22 protein-coding genes are annotated in these 26,615 nt (G+C 62.4%); 8 read left to right on the forward strand and 14 right to left on the reverse strand.

All coding sequences use genetic code 11. The features are described 5' to 3' along the window. The first annotated feature begins 27 nt into the window (after positions 1 to 27). A complete protein-coding gene (locus AB4Z48_RS12075; protein WP_441614169.1) occupies positions 28 to 1,218 on the forward strand; it encodes a capsular polysaccharide export protein, LipB/KpsS family in 1,191 nt (396 codons plus the stop codon). A 69-nt stretch (positions 1,219 to 1,287) separates the two neighbouring features. On the opposite strand, the gene AB4Z48_RS12080 is transcribed toward AB4Z48_RS12075, so the two are convergent. The 7 genes from AB4Z48_RS12080 to AB4Z48_RS12110 all read right to left on the reverse strand — a co-directional run bounded on the left by AB4Z48_RS12080 (position 1,288) and on the right by AB4Z48_RS12110 (position 9,274). Continuing rightward, positions 1,288 to 2,448, reverse strand: coding sequence for an exo-alpha-sialidase (locus tag AB4Z48_RS12080; RefSeq protein ID WP_441614170.1), 1,161 nt, complete (start codon positions 2,446 to 2,448; stop codon positions 1,288 to 1,290). 20 nt (positions 2,449 to 2,468) lie between these two features. Beyond that, positions 2,469 to 3,401, reverse strand: coding sequence for a KpsF/GutQ family sugar-phosphate isomerase (locus AB4Z48_RS12085; RefSeq protein WP_441614360.1), 933 nt, complete (start codon positions 3,399 to 3,401; stop codon positions 2,469 to 2,471). A 46-nt stretch (positions 3,402 to 3,447) separates the two neighbouring features. Next, positions 3,448 to 4,293 (reverse strand): 3-deoxy-8-phosphooctulonate synthase, encoded by an 846-nt coding sequence (gene kdsA, locus AB4Z48_RS12090; RefSeq protein ID WP_441614171.1) that lies wholly within the window; start codon positions 4,291 to 4,293, stop codon positions 3,448 to 3,450. A gap of 9 nt (positions 4,294 to 4,302) precedes the next feature. After that, entirely contained in the window at positions 4,303 to 5,337 is a 1,035-nt protein-coding gene (locus AB4Z48_RS12095) for an NAD-dependent epimerase/dehydratase family protein (RefSeq protein ID WP_441614172.1), read from the reverse strand. 12 nt (positions 5,338 to 5,349) lie between these two features. Further along, positions 5,350 to 6,450 carry a glycosyltransferase gene (locus AB4Z48_RS12100; RefSeq protein WP_441614173.1) on the reverse strand — a complete coding sequence of 367 codons (1,101 nt, stop codon included), beginning with the start codon at positions 6,448 to 6,450 and terminating at the stop codon, positions 5,350 to 5,352. A 130-nt stretch (positions 6,451 to 6,580) separates the two neighbouring features. Then, positions 6,581 to 7,822, reverse strand: coding sequence for a lipopolysaccharide biosynthesis protein (locus AB4Z48_RS12105; protein WP_441614174.1), 1,242 nt, complete (start codon positions 7,820 to 7,822; stop codon positions 6,581 to 6,583). A 45-nt stretch (positions 7,823 to 7,867) separates the two neighbouring features. Continuing rightward, the gene (locus AB4Z48_RS12110) at positions 7,868 to 9,274 is read right to left on the reverse strand and encodes an undecaprenyl-phosphate glucose phosphotransferase (RefSeq protein WP_441614175.1); all 1,407 of its coding nucleotides are present in this window, start codon (positions 9,272 to 9,274) and stop codon (positions 7,868 to 7,870) included. 771 nt (positions 9,275 to 10,045) lie between these two features. On the opposite strand from AB4Z48_RS12110, the gene AB4Z48_RS12115 reads away from it, so the two are divergent. Then, a complete protein-coding gene (locus tag AB4Z48_RS12115) occupies positions 10,046 to 10,864 on the forward strand; it encodes a transcriptional regulator (protein WP_441614176.1) in 819 nt (272 codons plus the stop codon). A gap of 27 nt (positions 10,865 to 10,891) precedes the next feature. On the opposite strand, the gene AB4Z48_RS12120 is transcribed toward AB4Z48_RS12115, so the two are convergent. Then, a complete protein-coding gene (locus AB4Z48_RS12120) occupies positions 10,892 to 11,998 on the reverse strand; it encodes a helix-turn-helix domain-containing protein (protein WP_441614177.1) in 1,107 nt (368 codons plus the stop codon). Between the two features lie 238 nt (positions 11,999 to 12,236). After that, complete coding sequence (locus AB4Z48_RS12125) at positions 12,237 to 12,455, reverse strand: hypothetical protein (RefSeq protein ID WP_441614178.1); 219 nt, start codon at positions 12,453 to 12,455, stop codon at positions 12,237 to 12,239. Positions 12,456 to 12,591: 136 nt separating this feature from the next. Here AB4Z48_RS12125 and AB4Z48_RS12130 point away from each other — a divergent pair, with 136 nt between their 5' ends. The 5 genes from AB4Z48_RS12130 to AB4Z48_RS12150 all read left to right on the forward strand — a co-directional run bounded on the left by AB4Z48_RS12130 (position 12,592) and on the right by AB4Z48_RS12150 (position 19,053). Next, positions 12,592 to 13,383, forward strand: coding sequence for an XpsR family transcriptional regulator (locus tag AB4Z48_RS12130; protein ID WP_441614362.1), 792 nt, complete (start codon positions 12,592 to 12,594; stop codon positions 13,381 to 13,383). 446 nt (positions 13,384 to 13,829) lie between these two features. Then, positions 13,830 to 15,536 carry a hypothetical protein gene (locus AB4Z48_RS12135; protein WP_441614179.1) on the forward strand — a complete coding sequence of 569 codons (1,707 nt, stop codon included), beginning with the start codon at positions 13,830 to 13,832 and terminating at the stop codon, positions 15,534 to 15,536. A 171-nt stretch (positions 15,537 to 15,707) separates the two neighbouring features. Next, on the forward strand, positions 15,708 to 16,826 hold the full coding sequence (locus tag AB4Z48_RS12140) for a hypothetical protein (protein WP_441614180.1): 1,119 nt from the start codon (positions 15,708 to 15,710) through the stop codon (positions 16,824 to 16,826). A gap of 400 nt (positions 16,827 to 17,226) precedes the next feature. Continuing rightward, positions 17,227 to 18,186, forward strand: a complete 960-nt coding sequence (locus AB4Z48_RS12145) for an EAL domain-containing protein (RefSeq protein WP_441614181.1) — start codon at positions 17,227 to 17,229, stop codon at positions 18,184 to 18,186. A gap of 291 nt (positions 18,187 to 18,477) precedes the next feature. Beyond that, positions 18,478 to 19,053: a nitrogen fixation protein NifQ gene (locus AB4Z48_RS12150; protein ID WP_441614182.1), complete on the forward strand. Its 576-nt coding sequence runs from the start codon at positions 18,478 to 18,480 to the stop codon at positions 19,051 to 19,053. 72 nt (positions 19,054 to 19,125) lie between these two features. Here AB4Z48_RS12150 and AB4Z48_RS12155 read toward each other — a convergent pair whose 3' ends face one another. From AB4Z48_RS12155 to AB4Z48_RS12175, 5 genes are all read right to left on the reverse strand, one after another. Beyond that, the gene (locus tag AB4Z48_RS12155) at positions 19,126 to 20,874 is read right to left on the reverse strand and encodes a dipeptide ABC transporter ATP-binding protein (protein ID WP_441614183.1); all 1,749 of its coding nucleotides are present in this window, start codon (positions 20,872 to 20,874) and stop codon (positions 19,126 to 19,128) included. Further along, the gene (locus AB4Z48_RS12160) at positions 20,871 to 21,683 is read right to left on the reverse strand and encodes an ABC transporter permease (RefSeq protein ID WP_441614184.1); all 813 of its coding nucleotides are present in this window, start codon (positions 21,681 to 21,683) and stop codon (positions 20,871 to 20,873) included. Before AB4Z48_RS12160 ends, AB4Z48_RS12155 begins: the two co-directional genes overlap by 4 nt. After that, complete coding sequence (locus AB4Z48_RS12165; protein ID WP_441614185.1) at positions 21,680 to 22,636, reverse strand: ABC transporter permease; 957 nt, start codon at positions 22,634 to 22,636, stop codon at positions 21,680 to 21,682. Before AB4Z48_RS12165 ends, AB4Z48_RS12160 begins: the two co-directional genes overlap by 4 nt. Before the next feature lie 62 nt (positions 22,637 to 22,698). Then, complete coding sequence (locus tag AB4Z48_RS12170; protein ID WP_441614186.1) at positions 22,699 to 24,300, reverse strand: ABC transporter substrate-binding protein; 1,602 nt, start codon at positions 24,298 to 24,300, stop codon at positions 22,699 to 22,701. 17 nt (positions 24,301 to 24,317) lie between these two features. After that, complete coding sequence (locus AB4Z48_RS12175; protein ID WP_441614187.1) at positions 24,318 to 25,523, reverse strand: C45 family autoproteolytic acyltransferase/hydolase; 1,206 nt, start codon at positions 25,521 to 25,523, stop codon at positions 24,318 to 24,320. Between the two features lie 178 nt (positions 25,524 to 25,701). Here AB4Z48_RS12175 and AB4Z48_RS12180 point away from each other — a divergent pair, with 178 nt between their 5' ends. Further along, positions 25,702 to 26,610, forward strand: coding sequence for a GntR family transcriptional regulator (locus AB4Z48_RS12180; RefSeq protein ID WP_441614188.1), 909 nt, complete (start codon positions 25,702 to 25,704; stop codon positions 26,608 to 26,610). Positions 26,611 to 26,615 lie beyond the last annotated feature (5 nt).

The raw sequence follows: 26,615 nt of genomic DNA on the forward strand, positions 1-26,615 counted from the left end.
CGGTGAAGTTGCAACTGGAACGATGCCATGATCGCAATTATCGTTGACTCTCTGGAGCGCGTCCAATTCTTCAAGAGATTGGTTCTCCCTCTGTCGGACCGGTACGGCTTCATTTTTCTGACTTCTGAGCCAATCGCTCATCTTCGGATCCGTGCCGCGAAGCAGAGGTCATTCTACTTTCGCAGAAGTTGTGGCGAGGCTCGCTACCTGCGGGAGGACGACGTACTGACGTCGATCGAGCATTTAAACGATGATTTGCCGTTCCAGCAACTGATGCAGGACTACAGCATCATATACGGCAAGACGCGAGAGCTATTCGAGAAACTCGGTGTGGTGAAGTGTGCGATGTGGAATGGGCAGCAGATGCTTGGCAGAGCGGCGACGCGGGTCTGTCAGGAGATGGATATCGATACAGTATTTCTGGAGATATCAAATCTACCAGACAAGCTGTTTTCAGACTCAGAGGGTGTAAATGCGCTTTCAAGCATCAGCCGAGACCCGTCACTACTCGACGTTTTGCCCGATGCTGACCTTGAGGATCATCGTCGATGGTTCAAAAAATACGAGGAATATAAGCGCCTCCCCCCACCTCAATCTAATGTGAGGGTCGCGGCAAAAATAGCTTCTGGCTTGAATTATCTGGCTAAATTGGGGACAAATGGCGTTCTTCAAAGGAAGGTAAAAGGGTTAAGGCTTCGTAGCGCCGCATCCGTCACGGCAGCCAACGAGAATATGGATGTGGAAAGGTTAAAAGAAACGGAGTACATTTTTCTTCCGTTGCAAGTGAGTGGGGATACTCAGCTAAAGCTCCATTCCGAAGTGGGTAATGTGGAAGCGATACGGATTGCTGTCGAGAAAGCACGGGAGTTGGGGTGCATCCTGCTTGTCAAGCCGCACCCGGCCGAATTCAATTTAAACGAAATAGAGACTATTAAGGTGATGGCTCACCAACTTGGATTTCGTATTGTTGGGGGCAACACGACGATTTTGATTAAGTACGCGCGTTGCGTTATGACGATTAACTCGACAATTGGCCTCGAGGCACATCTGTACGGAAAGTCCGTAATATGTCTTGGTCGAAGCTATTACAGAGATTTCGATGAGGTGCAGGTGCGGAAATTTGTGCACCGGTACCTGGTTGACGGTATCGACTACTTTTCGCGTATGCCGATCTCCCGAACGGCCGCAGCACGGGCGTTGCAGATTTCTGCCGATTGAAGGTGGGGTGCTATGCTTCCGAACTGGCCGCGCAATCGCTTGGACGGACCCGCGGCCAGTCGGTATGAATCATTTTGGCAGTAATTTTCGGAAATTTTTAATTTTCAAGAATGTGATGTAATTTGAATCGTGCTGATTTTTTGCGCCACCTCGAGAGTCGTCCGCCGCGACTCGAACCGCAGTTAAAATATCGTCACCGTCGAAGATCCAGTCGGCATATTGATAGCCATGTCTATTCCAATCTGGATTGAATATTATATCGTCGGCGACCTTCCAATCATGCAAATCGAGAGAGTAGATGAGAGATAATCGATTTCTTGCTCGCTCGTAGTTGCCCCCCGCGTAGTCATTTTTCACCGCGTTCGATAGAGCGAGGTAGTAGCCACTGCTCGCATCGAAGCGTATAGTGAATTTCTTTCCGCCGCCTGGGAGGTTGATGAATCCAGTTTCTGGGTTGAATTCAGCGCGGGAACCAGATGAATCGACAGTGACTAGGGCTGCTTTCTCCTCACGGTCGTTGTAGTTGACTCGAAGAATATTTGTCACGTGGCCACTTGCGCTTGCGACGAGATTCCCTTCCATCCATCCGAGAAATCTGCCGTCAAGCCAACGTCGACTGGGAGTCGCCCCCGCGCTGATTGTCCAATTTGATGTGTTCAACAGGTCAAGCGTATCTTCCGGAATGGACAATACGATACTTTCGAGGCCTGCTTTCTGCACTCGCTCCATTGAGCGCCAGAGCCTGCCCTCGTGAACGAGAACTGGGACAGGGGCGGAAAGATAACGCCCGCTAAGTGGAAACAAGCCGTTGCGGGCCGAGTCTGGAGATGTCCAGGTAATACCTCCATTTTCGGACTTGCGGATAATTGGCGCTCCACGATCACTTGTGGTGCCGAGTAGATAGAGGTTATTCCGGAAAGTGAAGATAGATGACCAGTACTGGCCATCGATGACGGCCGCTTGAGACCAGTGTTCCCCTTGGTCGACCGACTTGTAAACGAAAGTTCTTTCGCCACTAGCAGCTGGTCCGAACTCGTCGTGAGAGATCACTATCGTACCGTCACGCAGTTTCGCGATTGAAGGTGATCCCAAATATAGCGAGTCGGACGCGAATCGATGTGAGACGACTGTGCCAGGTGGTCCTCCGTTGACTACTTGAGCAGTGCAACTCAATAGGAAAATGTGTGCGCCGAGAATAAATGTTATGCCGAGAGTGCGAAGAGAGTTCATTCTTCTCTGCAGTGCGGATGCTACTTTTTAAAAACACCGACGATGCGGTCATTCTGAGTTACGAGCAACGACGAGACACCTTTACGGTCCATAAGAGCCAACGCGTCCTCCACGCGCGTTCCGACCGGCACGGCGAATGGATCGGTCGACATCATGTCACGTGCTGTTCGTTCGAAAACCGCACTGCGATGGCGCTCAATCGCCCGACGAATGTCGCCGTCGGTTATGACGCCAACTGCGTCGCCGGATCTGACTAAGGCGATTCCTAACCTCGCATCTGTCATTGTGCTCAACACTTGCAGAATCCCGGTGTCGAGTTCTACAAATGGTAGGTCTCTCACCATTTCATCCTCCACCTTCCGTAGCAGCCTTCTCCCCAGCGATCCACCAGGGTGAAACCTAGCGAAGGCCTCGGGGGAAAAATCCTTCGCGCGCATCGCGGCAACAGCCAGTGCATCCCCGAGAGCGAGGGTTGCGGTGGTGGATGATGTGGGTGCCAACTGGAACGGACAGGCTTCAACGACGGCGCCGATACTCAGATGGCAATGTGCTGCCATTGCTAGCGTAGACGCAGGATTCCCAGTGATCGAGATCAGATGATTTCCGTTATCGCGAAGGTACGGAATTATCTTTACGACCTCGTCGGTTTCGCCGGAGTTCGAGATTGCGAGAAACGTATCTTCTGCTGTCACCATGCCGAGATCGCCGTGGTAAGCCTCGCCGGGGTGCATGAAGAAACTCGGAGTTCCAGTACTGGCTAAAGTGGCCGCAATTTTCTTTCCGACTATGCCAGATTTTCCCATGCCACAGACAACGACCCGCCCGCGCGAGCGAAGGATGTGTTGCACAGCTTGTGCAAATGATTCGTCGATCCCTTGGAGGAGGGCGGAGATTGCGTCTGCCTCGGATTGGAGAGTCGCCTTTCCCCACTTAATTAATTCGTTGCTGCTGATGTGACTATTATTCATTTGTTGCGTGCGAAAATTGCTATTCGATAAATCAATTTACGGTTATCGTGTCAAAAGACTTTATAAGGTCGTCAAGCGCCTTGATTTGCTTCAAAACTGGCTCGAGCAGATCAAGCGGAAGTGCACTCGGGCCATCGCAAAGCGCGTTGTCGGGGTCTGGGTGAGCCTCGAGGAAGAGGCCAGCGATACCAAGCGAGACAGCGGCTTTCGCCAGTTCGAGGACCTGACCGCGACGGCCACCGGACGCCTCCGCTCCTGCATCTCGTCGCTGTAGACTGTGAGTGACATCGAAAATCAGCGGGTGACCACCGGTGGCGTTGATCATTTCGCGGAAGCCGAGCATGTCGACGACAAGATTGTCGTAGCCGAAGGACGCGCCTCGTTCGCAGAGGAGAACATTCGGATTCCCGCTCTCTTTGCACTTCATCACGATATTCCTGACTTGCGTAGGGCTCATGAATTGTGGCTTTTTGATATTTAGCGGTTTTCCGGTATGTGAGGCCGCCACTATAAGATCGGTTTGTCGTGCCAGGAATGCCGGAATCTGTAGGATATCGACGTGCTTTGCGACGACCTCGGCTTGCGCAGGTTCATGGATATCCGTAATTATGGGAACGGCGAATTCATCTTTTACCCTGTCAAATATGCGCATGCCCTCCAACAATCCCGGTCCGCGATAAGAGTGTATGGAGGAGCGGTTGGCCTTGTCGAATGACGCCTTGAAGACAAATGGGATTCCGATGGCAGTCGTGACCTTCATGAATCGCTCGCACGCAAAAAGCGTGCTGTCGAGATCCTCCAGAACGTTCAAGCCACCAATAAGGACAAGGGGAAGTTGGTTTGATAGGCGAATATCGGGCGAAATATCAATCTGCATGTTAAGTTCCTATTTCCAGTCGTCCGGGCATAGCGTTTGCCAATCTTGAAACGCACCGGCCAGGTCATACTTGAATGAGTAGCCCGAGGCAAGCAAGTATCCAGGCGTTATATAGTTAGGGCGGACGAGTTTGCGTACCCGAACAGGACTAAATGGCTGTTTCAGGCCGATCAAGCCGGCGAGCAAGCTGATGCTGTGAGATGCCAAAAGTAGAAGAGAAAATGGCACCTCCGGTACATGACGTTTAATTCCGGCAGTCAGGCACACAGCATTCACATAGTCACGAATTGCAGGCGCGGGTTCCATCGACATATTAAATAGCGCATATGCGTCTTTGCTGTCGATCTGTTGCTGATGTACCCACTGCATTGCGTCAACCAATTCTTTTACATAGACGCCGGCCTTCCGCGTTTCCTTATTCCCCATATAAAAGAAATAACGCCGCATGACGGCATGGATGAGCCGAGATACGTTCCCGCTTTCGCCAGGCCCGAAAACTACACCGGGGCGAACGATTGTTAGTACTCTTTGTGAGCGATCTTCGTTGAGCCACGAAAGATGAATTTTTTCGGCGACTAGCTTAGATCCGCCGTAGGCAGAAGCCGGGACCGGCAATGAATTCTCGTCACGTCGTTCATCGCTTACGCCGTAAGGTGCAATCGAACTTGTGAAAATAATATTCGTCGCATTGACTCGTCTAGCCCAATCGCACACGTTCTCCGCACCGAGGATATTGGTCTCGTAGTACTCATGCGGGAGGTGGCCGGGTTCGCGATGCACTGCAGCTAGATTCGCGACGAAGTCGACTCTCTCATCCGGTGCCCATGTGATTGGATGCCGCACGTCCCCAAGTAGCTCAATGGCACCGCTGGATCGCACCATTTCAAGTCGAAACTGATTTTGCTTTTCCTCGATACTTTCTCGGTCAAAAAGGTATACCTTGCGATATTTTTTGCTGGATGCGAGGCTGTATGCCAGAAATGCACCAATAAAACCATTTCCGCCGAAGATAACCGCGCAGTTGCCGTCCCCGATTTCCTCCATAATGAGTTTCTCCTAGTGAGCACCAACCCGGGAAGGCTGGATGTAAATTTGTTCGAGTTGGTGAAGGAACCTGCTTTGGGCAAAGCGCCCGCGAGCGGCCTGCTCCCCTTGGTGCGCGATCTGGGTACGCAGGTCAGTATTCAGATATAGACGTTCGAGTTGGCCAACGGCCTCACTTGCGCCAGAGAACAGAACCCCATTGACTTCATCGTCAACGACGTCCACGTTCCCCGGGCATCGATTTGCAAGAACGGGCAACCCGGATGCCATTGCCTCGATGACTGAGACAGGCATGCCTTCCCAAGCCGCGGTTGAGAGGTACACGTCTGCGGAATGAAGCATGTCGCGTACTTCTTGGCGAGTACGCCATCCAGTTACGCGAACACCTGCATCTGTGAGGGCTGCTTTGCTGGTGAGGTCGCCGTCTCCGATCCAAACAAATTCGAAGCCTCGGTGAGAAAGAAGTCTCGAAATGTCTGAGAAGAGGTCGAAACCCTTCTGACGGCGAATCCCACCTACGGTGACAACTGTGAGGCGCTTGTCTGGTCGGTGCGCTCGAAGCGGGGTGTCGGTGTTTGGCCTGGTAAAGAAGCCGACGTCAACAGCATTTTCAAGTATGAGCGCGGGAAGTCCCAACGAATCTTCAATGGCTAGCGCTTCGCTGCGCGAGCAGGCGATATAGGTTCCATGGCGTTTAGCAGCAATGGCTTCTAGCAGCGTAAAGATTCGCTTCTTGAGATCCGAAATATCGGTTCTCATAAAGGAGATACAGTGCGGGCTGTAAAATGATTTTAGATCTGATTTCCACCCAATTGTCGCTAGGCGACCCACGAACCCTGCGAAGGACGAATGCATGTGCAGCACATCTGGATTGAGTTCCTTCAGTTTCCTGCGAGCTTCGAGGATGCCGCCAGGAAGATCCCGTGGGCCCATCGGAAGGGCATGCAGGACGACATCGCGGTGAAACAGTGATTCGAGATCAGTTGGCGTTTCCGGTCGGGGGGAGTAGACGACGCTTACTTGGTGTCCGTTCGCGGCGAAGTAGTTGGCGGCWAGGCAAACCATCGACAAAGTACCTGTCGCAGTGGACTCGATGAGGTGCGTGATCTTCATAGACTTGCTTTTAACTCGACTGTAAGCTTCGGCTATCGCTAGATAATTCGAGGTTAATTGTTCAGGATTCTTATGGATGTAATGTAACTTGCAATCACAGTGTGTTTTGTCAGATTATTAATAGAATTCACTATCGTAGCGTTGCTTGCAATTCATCGGTGATTTCTGAATGATTCTTTTGATGTGAGTCAGCTGAGACTCTAAAGATAACGAAAAGTCCAAAAAGAAGAACCAGCGAGCCACCGATGGAGAATGCAAGCGACGTACCCAGCAACGTGAACTTACTTATCTTTGAAATTATCAATGCGCTGGCGAGGCTTATTGCACTAACCAGCTGGATTAGTAGGTCGATGCGCTGAGATTTTGTTGCCAGGAAGACCTGCGACAGCGGTATGTATATCAATTGAAGGGCGAAGAACGGCATCAAGGCGTGAAAGTAGATTGCCGAGTGCTGCCATTTCTCGCCGAGAAAGAGGGAGACTAACGTCGTATAGAGTGTAATTCCGGCAATGACGTAGGCGGCTGCCAGAATCGAGAGCATAGCCGCATATGGGCGTAGGACAGTGAGCAGCGGCGCCCCCTTTGCCACGGCAGAAACCGCGTCGCGGCGGAGTACGCCGCCAATGCTTTGTGCGATGAGTGATACTGGGAAGGCGCCGAAGCGATAGGCGGCGGCGAAATAACCAGCAGCTATGGCGTCAAACCAGCGTGGCACCAGGATCGAGAGTGCATAGAGAGAGACTGAAGCCAACAGGGTGGCGGGGAGTGTGTAGCTGGCGAAACGAAGATTTTCGTGGATGAAACGGTAGAAAGAAATCGTGTTTCGACACTTCCTATTGAAAAATAGGATGAGAAATACTGAGGCCGTCGAAAGAGTCAACGTGACAAACGCAAATTCATAAAAAGGGTTGATCTCGACAGAGCCAAATATTTTCGGCGCGGTGATCAGCGAAGCTAGAAGGAGCGCGTTAACAAGGACGCGGAGAAAAGCGATGGCTACGTAATGACGTAGGGAATTTAGATAGTGGGCGACGGCTTGTTGCGCAAAGAAAGACATTGCGAATACGACCACCGTGTACTTGCTGAAAAGAAAGTACAGTAATATCCCTAATGCGATTGTGCTCGCGCTGGCGAGTGTCAGAGCATGTCGAAGCGAGGTGAGCGAGATTGCACGGGAGTCGCTGACGCAGGCCAACTCGTATCGGAATGCCAATATGGTGCCGAGAAACATTCCGAGCGCCACGTCGCCGTTGAAGACGCCAAGCGCCTCTGGGCCGTAGGAGCGCGCGATCACCGCAACGCATGCGAAGAAGAGTAGCTGCGCGGTGACCGTCGAGCCCAGTGCGACGGCTGAGTCCTTGATGCGGAACATCCTACTGCTCACAACGTGCCAGGAAGGGCTGCGAACCGGAATCGACTAATACGCATTTTTTCCCGTCCAGCCTTTGAAAGCAGTGAAGAAGATTATCCGCAGGTCCATCCAGAATGACCAGTTTCGGATATAGAAGATGTCGTGCTCCACGCGCTTGGCCATCTTGTCCAGCGTGTCGGTCTCGCCGCGGTAGCCGTTGATCTGGGCCCAGCCGGTAATGCCGGGCTTGACCCGGTGACGCAGCATGTAGAAGTCCAGCTGCTCTTTGTAGAGGTTGTTGTGCGCCATGGCGTGCGGGCGGGGGCCTACCACGCTCATTTCGCCGCGCAGCACGTTGATGAACTGGGGCAGCTCGTCCAGGCTGGTGCGGCGCAGGAAGGCGCCGATGGGTGTGATGCGGTTGTCGCCCTTGGTGGCCTGGGTGACCACGCCGTGCTCGGCGTGTACCTGCATGCTGCGGAACTTGTAGACGTGGATCTCGCGGCCGTCCAGGCCCAGGCGTTCTTGCTTGAAAAAGACCGGGCCGGGCGAGCTGCGCTTGATCAGGATGCCGATCAGCAGGAACAGCGGCGAAAGGGCGATGAGGACCAGCGCGGCAAAGGCGCGGTCGAAGATGGCCTTGACGGTGCCGCGCACGCCTAGCGATGGCGGGCGGTTCATTTCCACCGCGGGCATGCCCAGGAAGTTGCCGAGCTTGTGGTTGAGCAGGTCGAAGTCCAGCACGCTGGGCATCCACTTGATGTCGATGAAGTCGTTGCGCAGGGAGAAGGCGATTTCCTGCATCTGCAGGGATTCGCTCAGGGGCAGGGTGAGCCAGACTTCGTCAATGCCGTGCGAGCGTGAGAATTCGGCAATGTCGGCGGTGTCGGTGATGCGCGGGCGGCCTTCGGGCGTGGCTTCGCCTTCGGGGGCGTAGATGCCGCTGACCTTGTAGCCGGTGCGGTGGCTGACGGTGGCGCGGCGGTACATCTCCTGGCCGGTGCGGCCGTAGCCCACGATCAGCACGCGCTTGTGGTTGGCGCCGGCACTGCGCACGATGCCCAGCACGGAGCGGCTGGCCAGGTGGACGATGAACAGGCCAGCCAGGGAGAGGCCGTACCAGTAGGCCATCCACAGGCGCGAGAGTGCGTCTGCCTGATGAATGAAGTAGCACATCAGCAGGCTGATCAGCCAGACCAGCGTCCAGGCGGAGATCACGCGCGTGGCCATCGCGGCAAGGCTGCGGCCGCGCCAGGAGGCGTAGAGGTCGAACGCCGGCATGACGATGAAGGCCACCGCGCAGGCAAAGTACTGGATGAACTGGTGAACGGGCGCGGCTGGCCCGAGGTCAGGCGCGAAGCGTAGTGCGGCCGCCAGGTAGCCGGCGATCAAGATGGCCCCGATGTCGAACAGGCGCACCATCAGCGCTAGCTGATCGTGATGCCTGGCGAACATGTCGCGATAGACTCCCATGACTTCTCCCGAAGCGTTCGCGTAGCAGGTGCACCTTGTGCACCGTACTGTTCCTCCCCGCCGGTTAATTGGCTATGCGGGCGGCCGGTGTTGCCGGCGCCATGCACAGTGCCGCGGCGCTGGCCACGGCAAGACAAAGCAAAGTCGTGCGGACTGCTTCCGCGGCAGTCGGGTCCCATGGCATGGCTGCGCGATGGTGGCTGACCTTGCCACCTGCGGCGTCCTTTGCGGACTGCCCATTGGAATTGCAACGCTTGGTTTCTGCCCGCCGGCATAAGCCGCGCGGTGTACTTCGTCTTTACGATGGTGCGGATAATGCGGTGCAGCGAGAATCCCGGGTACCCTGCGTGAGAAGGGATAGAGTGGGGATCGTCGGCGCTTATTGCGCGCGGCGCTTGCGGGCTGCCGTATCGCGCGGCAAGGTTCGCCACGGTCTGCATTGACAGTGGGTCATATGATTTTTTTAAATAACCTGCGTCATCCGTTGCGCCTTATCTTTTATCCCTGCTTTGGTAGGGGGTGCTTGGATTGATGGAGCCGGGGAGAGGTGGCGTGGCGCGTGATTCGGCTGCTTACACCGGCTCTGCGGGATTGCGCGGGCGCGGTCATTGCCGGCCGGCGGCTCTTGCGAGGCTGAAAATTTTCCCATCCGACGAGGGGAAAAGTGAGACAGACGGTCAAGCGATGCGCGTGCGCCGGCCTATGCTGTGGGTCTGAACTGATCCACGCCTCGTACCCGTTGCAAGGCGACCAACCGTTGGAAAGATGGAAATGGATGGGAATGGCTTCACGCGTGAGCAGCTCGATAGTTACTTTGCGTCTTATGTGGGCATGGAGGGGGGCAATCTGGCGGGCGCAGTCTGGTTCTGCGATTACATGCCGATGACAGATGCGGAATCATTGCCGGTGACGTTGTCACCGCGCCGCACGGTGCCGGCCTGGGACGCGGATTTCCGTCTGCGCCACGCGCGGCAGATAGCTAAGTGGCAGACGCACCAGCGCATTGCCCGCATCATGGCCGCGGCCCGGGAGATGGTGTTGTTCGGGCGGGACGATAGCGGCGACTGGCAGCGTTACCTGGCGGAGTACCTTTACCGGCCGCGCGGTTGGGATTTCAAGCTGAGCTTGTTTCCCTTGTCGGTGCGGGCCGAGAACGGGCTGCCCTGGAAGCGGCTGCACGGCGCACAGGCGGAACTGAACCCCAAGGGCAAGTACCTGGCGCTTTGCCGCACCGGCACGCGCTTCCGCTTTATCGCGGCAATGCGCCGGCGCGCGCGGCCCAAGGTGGTGGTATGCCTTGGCGAGCGCCACGAAAGTGACTATCTCCACGCCTTCGGCATGCGCGGCCTGCCCTATACGGAGCACACGCTGCAGCCGGCCGACCAGGCAAGGGTCCTGCGGATCTACGCAGACCAGGGCACGCACCTGGTGATCTGCCCGGCCGTGGCGGGTGCCGCCGGGCTGGCTTCGGATGTCCTTCTGAATGCGATGGGCGGGTTCATCAGCCAGTGGCTGACGCTGGCCGACTTCCAGACGCGGCCAGACGCGCCTGGCCAGCCGGATCCGGCGGCTCTGCGCCTCGCGGCGTGATGCGGCCCTGCGGGTGCGCTGTGTGGCTCAGGCTTGCTGCCGGTGCAGCCACCGGCGGAATTCTTCGCCCTGGAGGGCCAGGGCGGCCTGCCTGAGCCCGGTGTTGCCGGCGTCGGTGGCGTAGGCACGCAGGTCGCTGGGCGACATGCCTAGCGTGCGGCGAAAGGCGCGGGTGAAATCAGACGCGCTGTTGAAGCCCAGGCCGTAGGCGATGTCGTTGACGGCAAGCCGCGGATACCGCACCAGCTCCAGGGCGGCGGCGCGCAGCCGGCTCTTGCGGATATACGCCTGCACACCACCCTCGTCCTCGAACAGCCGGTACAGGGTCGGGCGCGAGATTTCCATCTTTGCCAGCAGGTTTGCCGGGGACAGGCCGGCCTCGCCGGGATCGGCGTCGATCAGGCGGCGTGCGCGCGCCAGCATGGCGCTGCGGGCCGCGGACCTGGCGCTGCCTTCGAGCTTCGCGCCACGGCGAAACGCCGCGACCAGCAGTTCCACACCGATTTGCATGGCATCCGCGGCGGCTTCGGGCGCCATGCGGGGAAGCTCGCGTTCGAGCATCCTGGCATGGTCCACCGCCAGGCGGGTCAGCGGGGTATCGGTCTCGACAATGCGCCCGTGCGCGGCTTCGGCTTCAGCAAAGACGGTGTCCATCATGGCGCGGGGCACGAAGATCGAGAGCGCGCGCGTGGTGCCACGCTGCATCTGGATAGGCTGGCCGAGATCGGTGAGCAGGATCCCGCCGTGGCGCGGCACCGGGTTGCGTTGCATTCCCTCCACCTCGCCGGCGCTGCCTTCCACAAATACCTGTAGCACATGGTGTCGCATCGTATCGGTTGAGATACGTGCGAGGCTGCGCTGCAGCGTCACGCCGTCGCAACGGCTGTCGGTGAAGAGCATGTCGCCGACCAGATAGCGGTCGATGGCGCCGTGAAAGGGGGCGATCAGGCTGTCGCGGCTCACATGCAGGTCCATGACATGACCCACGCGCTGCCGCCAAGTGAGTATCTGGCCGCTTACATTGGGGTTCGCGCTGGCGTGCGCCGGCCCGCCGACTTCGAAACGGCTGTGCTGCAGGCGGCTGGCCTGCGGCGATGCGTTAGCGGAGGAAAGGGCGAGGGGCAGGGGGGACACGGTTGCCGCGCCGTCCTGAGAGAAGAGGAGCGGTGCGCCTGCCCTACTGTATAGAAGAATGGCCGTGCGCGCCGTGGCCGTACCCTACCGCTTTTATGGGATTGCTTTTCGCGCGCGAATTTGCCCTGTGCCGGCATCGGGCGTTACCCCGCTCAAGAAGGGAAACAAGAGTGCAACGAATCCCTCGAAAGGGGGGCGCGCATCGCTCGATTCTCGCGCAAAATCTCGGTCCGCCTAGTTAGTGTTTCGCGCAAACGCGATCAGGTTTCCTTAAGGCGGGGTTCGGCGGCACGCGGGTCATCATGACAAAGACGCCGGACAGCATCTTCCAAAGGGAAAGACTGATCCAGATTGGTTGCAGGAAGGTCAAATCCGTCGGGGCCGGTGTGGCGTCGGGCTGGCAGGTCTCCGATACGAAGCGGGATGAGAGGCGCGGGATTTCCAGCGCGTTGTCCATCCCCATTCAGCGGGTTGTCTCCAGGTTCTATTAGAGATTTGCCGATGCATTCGGGGCGTCTCGTTGCCTTTCGTACAGGTGTGTATTGCCTCTGCGTGTGGCATCTTTAACTCCACCAAGCGGTAGAGGCATGGAAATAGAGCAGAAGACAGTATTTTCGCGTGAGCAGTTGGACGCGTATTTCGCGTCGTACGTTGGTATGGAAGGGGGAAATCCGGGGGCAGCGGTGTGGTTTTGCGACAGCACGCCGCACCCGTGGGTCGAGTCGCTGGTAGCGCCGCTGGTGCCGCGCGAGCAGCCGGGCGCCTGGGATGCCGGATACCGCGACAAGCACCGCGCCAGCATGGAACGCTGGCAATCCCACCAGAAGATCGCAAGGATCATGGCGGCCGCGCGCGCACACACGTTTGGGAGCGCGCCGAGCGAGTGCGACTGGAAGCATTACTTCGACCATCTTCTCTACGCGCCGCGTGGCGCGGAGTTCAAGCTCAGCCTGTTCCCGCTGCCGGCCCATCTGATCGGGCAGACGCCGTGGTCGAAGGCGTTCCGCGGGCAGCCTGCGCTGGTGCCCAAGCAGCGCTACCTTGACCTGTGCCGCAGCGGCCAGCGCTTCGGCTTCATCGATGGCATCCGCCGGCACTGGAAGCCGAAGGTGGTGGTCTGCCTTGGTGAGCGTCATCTCGCGGACTACGTGCAGGCGTTTGCGCTGGAGGATGCGCGCGCTGCCGACTACATCCTGCAGCCCGCCGACCTGGCCAAGACACTGCGCGTGCTGGAGCGCGACGGTACCACCTGGATCATCTGCCCGGCACTGGCCGGCGCGTCGGGACTGACCTCGGATGTGTTGCTCGAGGCCATGGGGCGCTACGTGGCGGGATGGCTCAACCCGGATGATTTCCCGGCGCTGCAGGTACTGCAGCCGGTGTAGCTGCCGCATCTGCACTGTAGCGGGGCTCGGGCGTGTGCATGGGCACCGGCATGTGCTGGTGCTTGCCTGCGCGCGCCTGCGTGTTGCGCCAGAAGCGAGCGCAATGGCCCGGCCCGGGTGCATGGATGCAGGTGGCGCGGCCGCTGCGGCAGGGTCGCGCCATCACGCCACGCGGGCTCCCGGATAACGCCTTGCGTGCAAGCCAATGCTTTCCCCCGCCTAGTAGGGGTGACACGGTAGTTGGGATTGTTTATCTAGTGTGCTGGCAAGACGCAGCATCGGACCGTTGCTGCTGAATCCGCTTGCGAGAGCCAGCAAGGGTATCCGTGATGCGCAGCAGGAGAGGGCAGCGAAGGGCGCCGGCAACGGCGTGCTGCTGTCGTCCGGCGCGCTGGGCCACAGACCATCATCGAAGTATTGAAGTGTTGATTTCAGGAGCGAGAAGCGTGCAAACCAATTTCAGGAATATCTTTACCCTCGGCATCATGGCGTCTGCCGCGGTTGCGCTGGTAGCGTGCGGGGGCGGGTCGGATTCTTCGTCGCCATCCACGCCGGCAGCGGTTACCGTGAGCGGCAAGGCGGTCGACTTCTACCTGTCGGGCGCCACCGTGACCTTTGTCGATTGCGCAAACCAGACGGCAACGACCAGCGCAACCGGCGACTTCACCTTCCCGGCTGGCTGCAGCACGAGCGCGCTGAAAGTCTCCGGCGGTACCGACATCGGTACCAAGCAGCCGTTCACCGGCGTGCTGCAGGCGCCCGCTGTCACCTACAAGGCTGGCGTGACGCCGGTGGTCACGCCGCTGACCACGCTGGTGGCGCAGCTCGGGCCTACCCAGGCCGCCGCGCTGGCTACCAAGCTTGGCCTGTCCGGCAAGGACCTGGCCACGCTGGACCCGATGCAGGACGCAGCGGTGCTCAAGGCAGCCGTGGTGGTGCAGCAACTGATTGACCAGGTTGCCAAGACGCTGACGGGCCTGGCCAAGGGCGGCGGCACGCTGAGCGCGGCCGATGCCGCTGCGGCAGCTGCCAAGGCGGTGGCCACCGCGGTGAACGCCGCCTCGGGCACGGCTGACCTGGGCAGCGCCACGCTGGTGACGTCGGTGGTGACGTCCGCAGTGCAGAACGCCAAGGCAGGCCTGCCGGCAAACCTGCAGGCGAACATCGATACGGTGGCGGCAAACGTGGGCGCGCTGGCCGGCCCCGTCGTCGCAAACCAGGTCGCCAACGTGAGCGCCGCACTGGGCACCATCGTGCTGGGCACCGATCCGGCCGCGACGGTGGCGGCACTGCAGTCGGGCGGCTCGCTCAACGCGGTGATCGATAGCGCCAAGTCCACCACGACGAGCACCCTGATGTCGGCGGTCACGCCCGCGGCGCTGGTCGATGCATCCATCACGGCCAACCTGAAGACGCTCGGCAACGCCGTGGCCACGGGCAATGCCGGCGCGATCCAGAGCGCCGCGACCGCCCTCGGTGGCTCGGTGGTCTCCACCGTCATCACCACCGTGACCGATGCCGTCAAGCCGACCAACTTCATCCAGCTGGCGACCATGACCATCAACGGCCAGACGTTCCCGGTCGGCGATGCGGTCACGGTCACCGGCGGTGGCGCGCTCAGCTCGATCAAGGTGGCGGTGTCGCAGAGCGGCGATGCCTTCGCCGGTGGTGCGGCTGACGTGCGTGCCGGCCTGAGCTACACCTACAACGGCAGCACCGTGAACGTGATCATCGAGAAGGTGTCGCTGACCTTCAGCGGTTCGGCGCTGACCAATGTGCAGGTGCCTGCCAACACGACGTACTCGTTCAGCATCTCGGGTGCCACCTCGGCCAATGTCAGCCTGACCAATGCCGTGGCCGACAACCTGTTCGACAGCGCCAGCGGCGGCTCGCTGAACCTGCCGTTCACCACCTTCCTCGGCAAGCTCAAGAACGCCGGGGCGCTGAGCCAGACGCAGATCGATGCGCTCACGCCGAAGGCAACCACCACCTTCCCGGTGACGTTTGCCGTGGCGGGCCAGGGCGGCAAGTCGGTGAGCGTGGGTGCGCTGGTCGGCGGCAGCCCGCAGAAGACCTCGGTCCAGTCGGTGCAGACCGGCTCGGCAGTCGTCAGCGGCAACGGCATCAAGACCTCGGTCACGCTGAACCCCTGACCGGTGCGTAGCCAGGCCCTCCGCCCGCACGGGGAGGGCATGCCCGGTCATCCGTCGCGCGCCGGCAGGCGCCGCGGCGGATGACTGGCTTTTTTTTGCGTGCAGCGCGCCGGGCCACGACCCGGTGCGCGCCGTGCATGAGGCACGCTCCCCGGGCCTCGGAGTCTCTCTATGGTGTTGTATCCCACGCGCCGGCTCGGCAAGGCCGGCGCCCTGTTGCTGGGCTTGTCATGCGCGGGCGCGGCCAGCGCGGCGCCAGACGATGTGTTCATGCTGGCAGAGCCTGCCACCGGCGAATTCAATACCGTGCGTGTGGAGGCCAGCTATGACATGGTCAACCACACGGTCGATGTCTTCAACCTGCGCGAGAGCCAGGGCAGCGTGCCGGACAACGCCGGCGATTATCGCGGCGGGCGGCTCATGCTGGGCTACAAGTTCTCGCCGAAGTGGTCGGCCTCGGCGACCTACTGGCGGCGCGGTATCGATTACGGTCCGGACAACAACCAGATCGATAGCTGGATGCTGGCCTTGCATTACGATCCGCTGGCCGAACCCGGCGCGCGTGACCGCATCATGATGCGCTTCTCGCTGTGGGGCGACCGCGCCGGCAGCCTGGACCGCTCTTCCGCGCTCAAGGTCAGGAACGCCACCTTCAGCAGCATCACGGTCCAGGACGCCAACRATATCCAGGCCCAGGCAGACGTGATCTTTTCCGGCGAACTCACCGAGCGCAACCAGCTGACCGGCTTCTTTGGCCTGGGCGCCAGCCGCGTCACCATCGGCGGCATCAATACGCGCCTGCAGCAGGGCGGCTGCACGTTCAATGTCTCCATCGGCTCGGACAATATTGCCAACGGCGCGCTGGCCGCGCCATGCCGCGTGGGCAATACCAACCTGCAGTCGGCCTCCTTCTCCACGGACGCCGGGCAGTACGGTCTGAATTTCAATGACGATTTCAACTACGTGGCGGGCTACCTGAACCTGGGTGGCGCATGGCGCTGGAAGTACCAGAACTTCAGCGCGCGGCTGGGCTACCAGTTCCAGTATTTGCTGCGCAGCAACGTCGACAACCGCGCGAGCACTTATGGCTATTCGCCGATCCGCTCGAACCACACGCTGGGGCTGGAGCTGTCGTACGCGGTGGTGAAGAACGTGGAAGTGTTCCTGCGCGGGCAGGCGTCGCTGCACAACTTTGTGGGCACCATCCCGTTCCTCTATAACGCCGCAACGGCAGGAAAGCTCGACCGTTACTACGGCTACGGCTCGATTGGCTTGCGTGTGGGATTCTGATGCCGAGGGGGGAGCGCGCCGTGAGGCCGGCGTGGTATCGCGCGGGCGTTGCCGCCGGCGAAAAAGAGGGGTGCAGGTGCAGGGCGCCCCTGCACCCCTTGAGTGTTTAGCAAGGGGTCAGTCTTGCTGAGATACATTGTGGTCCTCGCTGCATTGCAGCAGTACCCTGCGTTAGAGGGTGGTCCTGCTAACGAGGGGAACTGAAATCGCCCGTAGCCGGCCGCGGACTGAAAGAATGGGGTCGGTGGTATTGCAGTTCGGAAGGTGAACGCGAAGAACAAGAAAAACGATAAAAACGATAAAAACAAGAAAAAACCACAAGAACAATAAAAACCAAAAACCAAGGCGAGATTGGCGTGGTCAGGGAATGGCAGTAAGGATTGGCTTCCGGGAGCTTGAATTGCATATCGCGTTAATCAGTAGCGAGGCGGGCGCCTGGCCGGCAGCACCGCCGCAATCCGCACCCGCAGCGGCAACGGAGGGCAGCCGCTACGATGCCATGGTCCAGCGCATGGCGCGGCTGCGGCAAAGGATGGCCCAGCCCACGCTTGCGCAGCCGGACGCGGACACGGACGCGCAAGGGCGCAGCCTGCAGAGCGACGAGCTGCTCGCGCTCTCCAGGGCCGATCTGGTCGGCGCGATCGAGCTGGGGCATATCTATCCGGTGTTCCAGCCGCAGATCAGTGCGCTGCACGGTGGCATCGTCGGGCTCGAGGTGCTGGCGCGCTGGTCGGACAAGGGCCGCGTGCACGCGCCGGACAAGTTCGTGGAAAACCTCGCCGGACATGGCGTGGAGAACCTGCTGCTGGATCATTTCCTGCGTGCCTGCGCGCGCGTGCAGGCGCGCTTCCCATGCTACTGCGGCCGCTTCTCGCTCAACGTCAACCCGTGCACGGCGGCCGCCGCCGGCTTTATCCCGGCCATGTTACGCATGAGCATGTCGCACGGCCTGGATATCGCGCGCGTGGTGCTCGAGCTCACGGAGCAGACGCGGTTGTCCCGCGAGGGCGAGATGCGCCTGCTGGAAAACCTCAGCGCATTGTCGGCGCGCGGCATGGTGATCTCGCAGGACGATTTCGGTGCCGGCTACGCTTCGCTGCAGGCACTGGGCCTGCTGCCCTTCAAGCAGGTCAAGATCGACAAGACCATGCTGCACCGGGCGCGCCATGCCGAACGCGCGCGGCGGCTGCTGTCGCTGTCGATGGAGCTGGCACGCGCGCTGGAACTGCAGACCGTGGCCGAAGGGGTGGAGAACGACGAGGATATGGCGCTGGCCAGGTCGCTTGGCGCGGACCTGTTGCAGGGCTATGCCATCTCGGCGCCGGTGCCGTTCGAGGGCCTGGACCAGCTGACGCTCTGATCCTGGATTCCGGCTGGCTCCGGTAATACGTGCGGATGGGCGGTGATGGGTGTGGATCGGCGGTGATAAGGCAGGACTGAGCCGCGAAACGCGTGCGGAGTGCGCAGCGCCAGACCCGTGGCGGCAGGTTTGACTGTCGTTATATACGCCGCTATATTTCGGTCACTGGACTACCGCATCTTCCGCATCGACTGCATCTACCGCATCCGGCAGCCTGTGGCCGCAGGTTGCTGATCGCTCTGATCGCGCAGATTGCCTGGCGTGCGGGGTCCGTCTTCACAAGGCCGTGCCGTGAACCAGTCCTTACTGATCCTCGATGCGTTTTCACTCTCCCCGGGTGAGCCGGCGGCGCGCGCGCTGGCCGGGGTGCTGGAAAGCGCCAACGCCGGCAAGCTGCCCCGCTTCGCGCAATGGCTTGGCCTGGCGGAAGCCGAATTCTGGGAGATGCTCGGGCACTGCTTTCCCGGCGCCCGGGAGGCGGGATGGGCACCCGAGTCCGCGCCCGTGGATGCCGCGGCGCTGCCCTGCGAGTTTCCCGACCTGGTGGAGATGCTCATTTCCTGCGGCGAGGCCGCCCGCCCCGAGATGCGCTGGGCTGCGCACGCGCTGGCCAGCGGCTGCTTCGGCGGCTCGCATCTGTGGCATGACATGGGGCTGTCCGGCAGGCACGACGTGTCGCGCCTGCTGCAGGAGTACTTTCCCTCTCTATACGCTGCCAACACCATGGACATGAAGTGGAAGAAGTTCTTCTACCATGCGCTATGCCTGCGGCTTGACCTGCATCCCTGTCCCGAACCGGCTTGCGCCGGCTGCGAGAACTATGCGGCGTGTCATGGGGCGCAGACGGTGGCGGTGGTCTGGCGTTAGTCCGGCGGTTTTCCGCTCCCCGGCCCCGCTCCCGTATGCGGGAGCGAAGGCGCGCGGAGAGGACCGGCGCCGCTACGAAGCGCTGACGCTCGCCGGGCGCTCAGCCAGGCCAGCGGCGCCAGCGCCCGCCGCACCGGCCTGCATCGACAGCGGCGCCTGCTGCCCCGGCGCCACATAAGCCGCCTCCAGCAGCGCCCGCGTATAGGCGTGCTGCGGCCGGTCGAAGATATCGGCCACGCTGCCCTGCTCGACGATACGCCCCTGGTGCATGACGACGATGCGGTCCGCCACCTCGGACACCGCGGCCAGGTTGTGCGAGACGAAGAAGCAGGCAAAGCCGTGCTGCGCCTGCAGTTGCCGGAACAGCGTCAGCACTTGCTTCTGGATCGTCATGTCCAGCGCCGAGACCGGTTCGTCCGCCACCACAAGCGCGGGCCGCCGGATCAACGCGCGGGCAATCGCCACGCGCTGGCGCTGGCCGCCCGAGAGCGCATGCGGAAAGCGCTCGCCCAATCCATCCAGGCCCACTTCGGCCAGCATGGCGTCGACCCGCTCGCGGCGCTGCGCGCGGGTCAGCGGCTCGCCGTGGTTGAGCGGCTCGGCCACGATCTCGCCGATGCGCTGGCGCGGATCGAGCGAGGAGTACGGATCCTGGAACACCATCTGGCAGGCCAGGCGGAATTCGCGCCGGGCGTGCCTGTCGCCCGCGCCGACCGGCTGCCCGCGGAACCGGATCTCGCCGCCCTCGAGCGGCAGCAGGCCGATCATGGCGCGCCCCAGCGTGGTCTTGCCCGAGCCCGAGCCGCCCACCACCGCCACCACCTCGCCCGGCCGGATCGCCAGCGAGACCTGGTCCACCGCCAGCTTGGCGGCGGTGCGCGAGAACAGGCGCTGGGTGCCGGGATAGCCGATCGAGACGTTGCGCGCCTCGATCACGGGCGGGGCGTCGGCCACGGCGGGGCGGTTGTCGTCGCGCTGCGGCAGCGCGGCGATCAGGCTGCGCGTATAGGCCTCGCGCGGATTGCGCAGCACGTCGCAGGCGGCGCCGGACTCGACCTGGTCGCCGCGCTTGAGCACCAGCACCGAATCCGCGTAGTGCGCCACCAGTTGCAGGTCGTGCGTGACCAGAAGCACGGCGGTGCCGCTGGTGCGGGTGAGGTCCGCCATGATCTGCATGACTTCGCGCTGGCTGAGCGCGTCCAGCGCGGTGGTGGGCTCGTCGGCGATCAGCAGGCGCGGCTTGAGCAGCATCACCGAGGCCAGCATGATGCGCTGGCGCATGCCGCCCGAGAACACATGCGGATAGGCCGCCATGCAGCCTTCCGGGTCGGCGATCTGCACGCGCGCCAGCATGTCCACGGCGCGCTCGCGCGCGGCCTGCGCCGGGATCTTCTCATGCAGCATCAGGCCTTCGCACAATTGCGCGCCGACCGTCATGGCGGGGTTGAGCGAGACCATCGGCTCCTGGAACACCATGCCCGCCACCTGCCCGCGCAGCGAGCGCATGGTCCGGTCCGGCACGGCGGCGATATCGTTGCCGGCAAGCGTGATGGTGCCGCCGGTGTGGCGCACCTGCGAAGGCAGCAGCCGCATCACGGCGCGCCCGGCCATGGTCTTGCCGCTGCCGGATTCGCCCACCAGCGCAAGCACCTCGCCCTGGGCGATATCGAAGGAGATGCCGTTGAGGATGCGCGCGCCGGCGGCGCTGCGCAGCGTCAGGCCGCGCACGCTCAGCAGCGGGGCGCCCTGGTCGCCGGCGGCGGCCGTGGGGCCGGGCGCCGGACGTTCGTCAGGCGTGGGGGGATTCATCCTGGAGTTCATCCTTGCTCCATGCGGGGGTCGAGCYWGTCGCGCASKGCGTCGCCSAGCAGGTTGATGCCGAGCAGSGTCAGCGCGATGCACACGCCCGGGGCAATGCCCAGCCATGCGGCGGATTCGATATAGGGGCGCCCGGAGGACAGCATGTTGCCCCAGGTGGGCGCCGGCGGCGGCACGCCCAGGCCGAGGAAGCTGAGCGCGCTTTCGGCCAGCACGACCCAGCCGAACATCGACGTGCCCAGCACCATCAGCGGCGCGGCGCAGTTGGGCAGGATGTGGCGCAGCATGGTGGTCAGCTCGCTGTTGCCGATCACGCGCGAGGCCTCCACGTATTCCTTCTCGCGCAGCGACAGCACGGTGCCGCGCACCAGCCGCACCGCCGTGGGCGTGTAGGCCAGCCCCAGCGCCAGCACGATGCCGTATTTGTTGGCGCCGGTGATGACCATGATGCCGAGCGCCAGCAGGATGCCCGGGAAGGCGAGCAGCGCATCGTTCATCACCATCATCAGGCGGTCGGTCTTGCCGCGGAAATAGCCGGCCACCAGCCCCAGCAGCGTGCCCAGCAGCAGCGCCACCAGCACGGTCAGCGCGGCCACCATCAGGCTGGCGCCGGCGCCAGCCAGCAGGCGCGAGAGGATGTCGCGCCCGAACTCGTCGGTGCCCAGCCAGTGCAGGCCGGAAGGCGGCTTGAGCCGCATGCGCAGGTTCAGGCGCAGGGGGTTGTAGGGCGTCCAGACCACGGAGAGCAGCGCCATCGCCGTCACCGAGGCCACCAGCAGGCCGCCCACCAGTGCATTGGTGCGTAGTTTCATGATGTCGCGACCCGCGGATCGAACAGAGGATAGAAGAGGTCCACCACCAGGTTGACCAGCACGTAGATAGCCGCGGTAAACAGCAGGCAGCCCTGCACCACGGGGTAGTCGCGCGCGAAGATCGCGTCCACCAGCAACCGCCCCAGGCCGGGCAGCGTGAACACGGTTTCGAGCACCGCGATGCCGCCCAGCAGGTTGCCCAGCACCAGCCCGATCAAGGTCCAGGTGGGGGCGAAGGCGTTGGGCAGCACGTGGCGCAGCAGCACGCGCAGCTCCGACAGGCCCTTGGCGCGGGCGTGGGTCACGTACTCCAGGCGCAGCGTCTCGATCGCGCTGGAGCGCGCCATGCGGGTGAGCACGCCCATCTCGATCAGGGTCAGGGTCACCACGGGCAGCACCAGGAAGCTTGCGGCGGCTCGCCAGTCCTGGCTGAAGGTGACGTAGCCCACCACCGGCACCCAGCCCAGCTTGAGGCCGACGAACAGCAGCAACAGCAGGCCCAGCCAGAAGCTGGGGATCGACAGGAAGAAGGTGGCGCCGGCCACGATCACCGTATCGGTCAGCGAGTTCTGCTTCCACGCGGCGATCAGCCCGGCCGGCACGGCCAGCGCGGTGGCCGCGCCCACCGCCACCAGCACGATGGCGGCGCTGACCTGGAAGCGTTCGAGCAACAGCGGCAGCACGGCCTCGCCGCTGCTCAGCGAGTGGCCCAGGTCGCCGCTGGCCATATGCGAGAGCCACAGGCCGAACTGCAGCAGGATGGGTTTGTCGAGGCCGAACTGGGTGCGCAGGTCGGCAAGTTGCTCGGGCGTGCCGGCATCGCCCAGGATGAGCTGGGCCGGGTCGCCCGGGATCAGCCGCATCAGGACGAATACCAGCGCCGCCACCAGCAGCAGCGTGGGCAGCGTCCACAGCACGCGCCTGAGCAGGTAGAGCAGGAAGGACGAAGACAAGGGGTGGCTCCGGTTATTGACAGTGTGCAGTGAGGCGGGCCATCAAGCGCGCCGCCAGGCGCTCAGCGGCCCGCCATCGACACGCCCCAGGCACGCGGCTGGCCCAGAGGCCAGCCCTTGTAGCCCTTCACGTAATCGCGCGCGGCGCTGGTGCGCATTTCCGAGTAGAAGAACACTGCCGGCACGTCTTCGCGCAGGCGGGCGTCGAGGCCGTCGAACATGGCCTGGCGCTGCGTGCGGTCCGACAGGCTCATGCTGTTGTTGAGCAGGCGGATGGCGTCGGCGGTGTCCCACACCTTGCGCGGCTGCTTGTCCTTCGGGCCGATGATCATGTCGTAGGACAGCGACGCGTCCAGCCGCGCGGAATAGCTGAAGGCCATGGCCTGGTAGTCGCCGCGGTTATAGCGGTCGAGCAGGGTGGCCCAGTCCAGCACTTCCACGTCCACGCGCAGGCCGGCCTCGCTGGCCATGGCCTGGGTCAGCACCGCCATGTCGAACAGCGAGTTGTAGCGCTTGGTGGTCAGGATCTTGATGGGCTGGCCACGGTAGCCCGCTTCGGCCAGCAGCTTGCGCGCGGCTTCGATGTCGCGCCCCGGCATGCCGGCCTGCGCGCGGCCGTAGTAAGGGCTGGGGCGCGGGATGGCGGAGCGGCTGGGCTGCGAGCCGCCTTCGGTGATGGCACCGACCATCTCGGGCACATCCATCGACAGCGCCAGCGCGCGGCGGATGCGCACGTCCTTGAGCAGCGGGTCGCGGGTCTGGAACAGCAGGCCGTTGAGGCCCATGGTGGGCACGCTCTCCAGCACCAGGTCGCGGCGCTTGCGGTATTCGGGCAGGTCGTTGTCTTCCACGTCGAAGATCATGTCGACGCCGCCCGACAGAAGCGCGGCCTTGGCCGCCGCCACGTCGGGGATGACGATGAAGCGTACCTTGCCCACCTCGGCGGTCTTGTTGCCGGTGGCGCCGTCGCGCTTGCCGGGCAGCGCCGCGTAGGACGGGTTGCGCACCAGTTCCATGTACTGGCCGCGCTTCCACTCCGAGAACCTGAACGGCCCGGTGCCGACCGGCTCGCGCCACTTGCCGTCGGGGCCGACGGAGCTGCGGTGGTAGATGCCGGTGCCGCCGCAGTCGGGACGCGCGAGCGTCTGGAGGAACAGCGCGGAAGGGCGGTCCAGCGTGTAGACCACGGTAGACGCGTCCTTCGCTTCGACCTTCAGCACCTTGGCCTGGCCGCGCCCGTCGAACTCCGACAGGCAGCGCCAGTTGTTGCCCGGCGTCATGTAGCGGTTCCACGAATACACCACGTCGTCGGCCGTGACCGGCGCGCCGTTGTGGAATTTCAGCCCGGGGCGCAGCACGAAGGTGTAGGTGGTGCCGTCGGCCGAGGGTGTCACGCTCTGCGCCAGCAGCGGCCCCACGGTGGTGTCTTCGCGGAACGCGACCAGGCCTTCGAGCATGTGCGCGACCACCGCATCGCTGTTGGCGTCGCGGTTCACGCCCGGGTCGGTCGAGCGCACGTCGGCGTTCAGGCGGATGCGCAGGGTGTCCTGCGCGGGCTGGGCGTGCAGGCCCGGCGCGGCCAGCGCCAGGCATGCCGCCAGGGTGGATATGGCCGTCAGCAGCCGGGTCAGCGGCCGCGCGGCGGTGGTTCGTCTCGTCTCCATGGCTCCTCCGCGCCGCGTCAGGCCGCCACTGCCCGTGCGTGGGCCGGGGCGGCGGCGCCGCTCCGCTGGATCTCCATATCCAGGCGGAAGGTGGCGAAGGTGGGGTGCAGCGCCGGCAGCATCGAGACTTCCATCACGCCCAGTTCCGGCTCCATCACGATCATCGCCACGGTGGCCGACAGGTTGTTGCTCGAGTTCGGGCGCGGCGGGCGGCAAACCGAATACGGCGTCTCGAAGTCGTCGAACAGCGCGCGCTTGATGGTGTCCACGGTGATGTTGCCGATATGCGGCTGCACCAGCTGGCGCAYGCGCTCGTCGCGGTACAGCGAATCCGGCATCTTCTGGATGCCCAGGTCGCGCAGCTTGGTCAGCGCCACCGGGCTCAGCCAGTGGTTGGCATGCACGAGCACGCCGCGCTCGGGCAGCACCTGGAAGGTTTCATCGGGCGCGCATTCGAAGTTGATGGCCACGCCGTCGGCGTGCGCCACCATCATATTGTTGGCGGCGGACTTGGCGGTCACGTACACCGACTGCATGGCAAAGGCCAGGCGCCGCTGCTCCAGCACCTTGCGGCGGATCAGCGCCAGCGGCACGCCCAGCGTGCGGTAATCCCGCTCGCACTCCAGGTAGTTGGCCGTGATCGAGATGCCGGCCGCGTTCATGCCCGAGCGCGCCAGCGCGCCGGCTTCGGTGAAGGTCAGGAAATCGGGGCCGTCGTCGCGCCTGACCTTCAGCACCACGGACGATTCCGCGCACTCCGCCTTCCAGTCCCAGTTCTGCGCGTGGATCACGCGGCCGCTGGCGGTGGCGCCGGGCAGCGCCAGCACGCCGGTGCAGCCGTCCGGGTCCAGCGGCACCGGCTGCTGGTTGCGCATGCGGTCGGCCAGCTTGAGCACTTCGGTGCGCGCGTTGAGCATCACCACGGCGGCGTACTCCACCTGCGCGCCTTCGGCGATGCCTTTCATTTCCTCGATATAGTTCGGGTCGAACGCGGCAATGGTGGGCTCGAAGGTGGCCACGATCTTGCGCAGCTCCGGCCAGCCCAGCTGGTTGCTCTCGAGTTGTCGCGCATAGTGCTCGATGCCGCGCTTGATGCGCACGACGGCCTGTTCGCCGTATTGCCGGCCACGCTCGCGCGGCGCGCCGCTGACTTCGATCAGCGGGCAGTGGGGAACGGTGTCATGGATGGCGGTTTGGTCCGGGGAAGCGGGATGGCTGGTCATGGGAGCGTTTTCGGCGTCAAATAATTGCGTAACTTGCGGAAAGTCTGCGTAAGGGTCTGCGGAAAGTCTGCGTAAAGGCCTGCATAAAGGCGGTAACGGCGCGCTGTCTTGATGGCGTCACGGCAGTGTGCCGTCAGGTGTGCTATAAATAGTGTATTTTGTGAGTACAAAAAAATCAATGGATACTTCACCGGAGATCCCCGAGTCGACTGGACGCGTGCGCCTGGCGCTGGGCTACCGCATTGCGCAGTGGATTCGCGACGAGTCGCTGCAGGCCGGCGACCGCCTCAACGAGCAGCGCCTGGCCGAGCACCTGGGCGTGTCGCGCACACCGATCCGCGCCGCGCTGGATCACCTGGAGGCGCAGGGTTTCGTGCAGCGGCGCCGCAACAAGGGGGTGGAACTGCTGGCGCATCCGCCGCTGGAGGCGCCGACAGAGGCGGCCGGCGAAGGCGGGGATGAATTGCTGGTGCGCATCGCGCACGACCGCCGGCGGGAGATCCTGCCCGACGAGGTTTCCGAGCGCGACCTGATGGAGCGCTACGGCGAGACGCGCGCCACCATCAAGCAGGCGCTGGTGCGCCTGGCCGACCTGGGCCTGGCCGAGCGCCGCCTGGGCTACCGCTGGAAATTCCAGGACTCGGCCTGGTACAACGAGGCGCGGCTGGAGAGCTACCGCTTCCGCATGGCGATCGAGCCGGCGGCCATCCTGGAGCCCGGGTTTGCGCTGTCGCCCGAATGGGCCGCGCGCATGCGCATCGAGCATTCCGCCTTTCTCACGCAGCCGTGGACCGAGGCCTCCAGCGTGGCCTTCTTCGAGACCAACGCGGCCTTCCACGAAGGGCTGGCGCTGGCCTCCGGCAACCGTTTCTACGCCGATGCAGTCCGGCGCATGAACCGGCTGCGGCGCCTGTCCAACTACGACTGGAAGCACGGCCACGGCCGCGTGGAAGTGAGCTGCCACGAGCACCTGGGCATTCTTGCCGCGCTCGAATCGGGCAACCGCGAAGGCGCGGCCGAACTGATGCGCAAGCACCTGGACGTCGCCAGCAGGCTGACGTCGGGCGTGCGCTCCGGCGAAGACTGAGCGCG

This window comes from Cupriavidus sp. 2TAF22, assembly GCF_052115045.1.
Taxonomy (GTDB): domain Bacteria; phylum Pseudomonadota; class Gammaproteobacteria; order Burkholderiales; family Burkholderiaceae; genus Cupriavidus.

What these genes read in the sequence shown, in the direction of transcription:
- AB4Z48_RS12075 (WP_441614169.1), top strand. Translation starts at nt 28, where the DNA reads ATGATCGCAATTATCGTTGACTCTCTGGAGCGCGTCCAATTCTTCAAG.
- AB4Z48_RS12080 (WP_441614170.1), bottom strand. Translation starts at nt 2,448, where the DNA reads ATGAACTCTCTTCGCACTCTCGGCATAACATTTATTCTCGGCGCACAC.
- kdsA (WP_441614171.1), bottom strand. Translation starts at nt 4,293, where the DNA reads ATGCAGATTGATATTTCGCCCGATATTCGCCTATCAAACCAACTTCCC.
- AB4Z48_RS12095 (WP_441614172.1), bottom strand. Translation starts at nt 5,337, where the DNA reads ATGGAGGAAATCGGGGACGGCAACTGCGCGGTTATCTTCGGCGGAAAT.
- AB4Z48_RS12105 (WP_441614174.1), bottom strand. Translation starts at nt 7,822, where the DNA reads ATGTTCCGCATCAAGGACTCAGCCGTCGCACTGGGCTCGACGGTCACC.
- AB4Z48_RS12110 (WP_441614175.1), bottom strand. Translation starts at nt 9,274, where the DNA reads ATGGGAGTCTATCGCGACATGTTCGCCAGGCATCACGATCAGCTAGCG.
- AB4Z48_RS12115 (WP_441614176.1), top strand. Translation starts at nt 10,046, where the DNA reads ATGGATGGGAATGGCTTCACGCGTGAGCAGCTCGATAGTTACTTTGCG.
- AB4Z48_RS12125 (WP_441614178.1), bottom strand. Translation starts at nt 12,455, where the DNA reads ATGGACAACGCGCTGGAAATCCCGCGCCTCTCATCCCGCTTCGTATCG.
- AB4Z48_RS12155 (WP_441614183.1), bottom strand. Translation starts at nt 20,874, where the DNA reads ATGAACTCCAGGATGAATCCCCCCACGCCTGACGAACGTCCGGCGCCC.
- AB4Z48_RS12170 (WP_441614186.1), bottom strand. Translation starts at nt 24,300, where the DNA reads ATGGAGACGAGACGAACCACCGCCGCGCGGCCGCTGACCCGGCTGCTG.
- AB4Z48_RS12180 (WP_441614188.1), top strand. Translation starts at nt 25,702, where the DNA reads ATGGATACTTCACCGGAGATCCCCGAGTCGACTGGACGCGTGCGCCTG.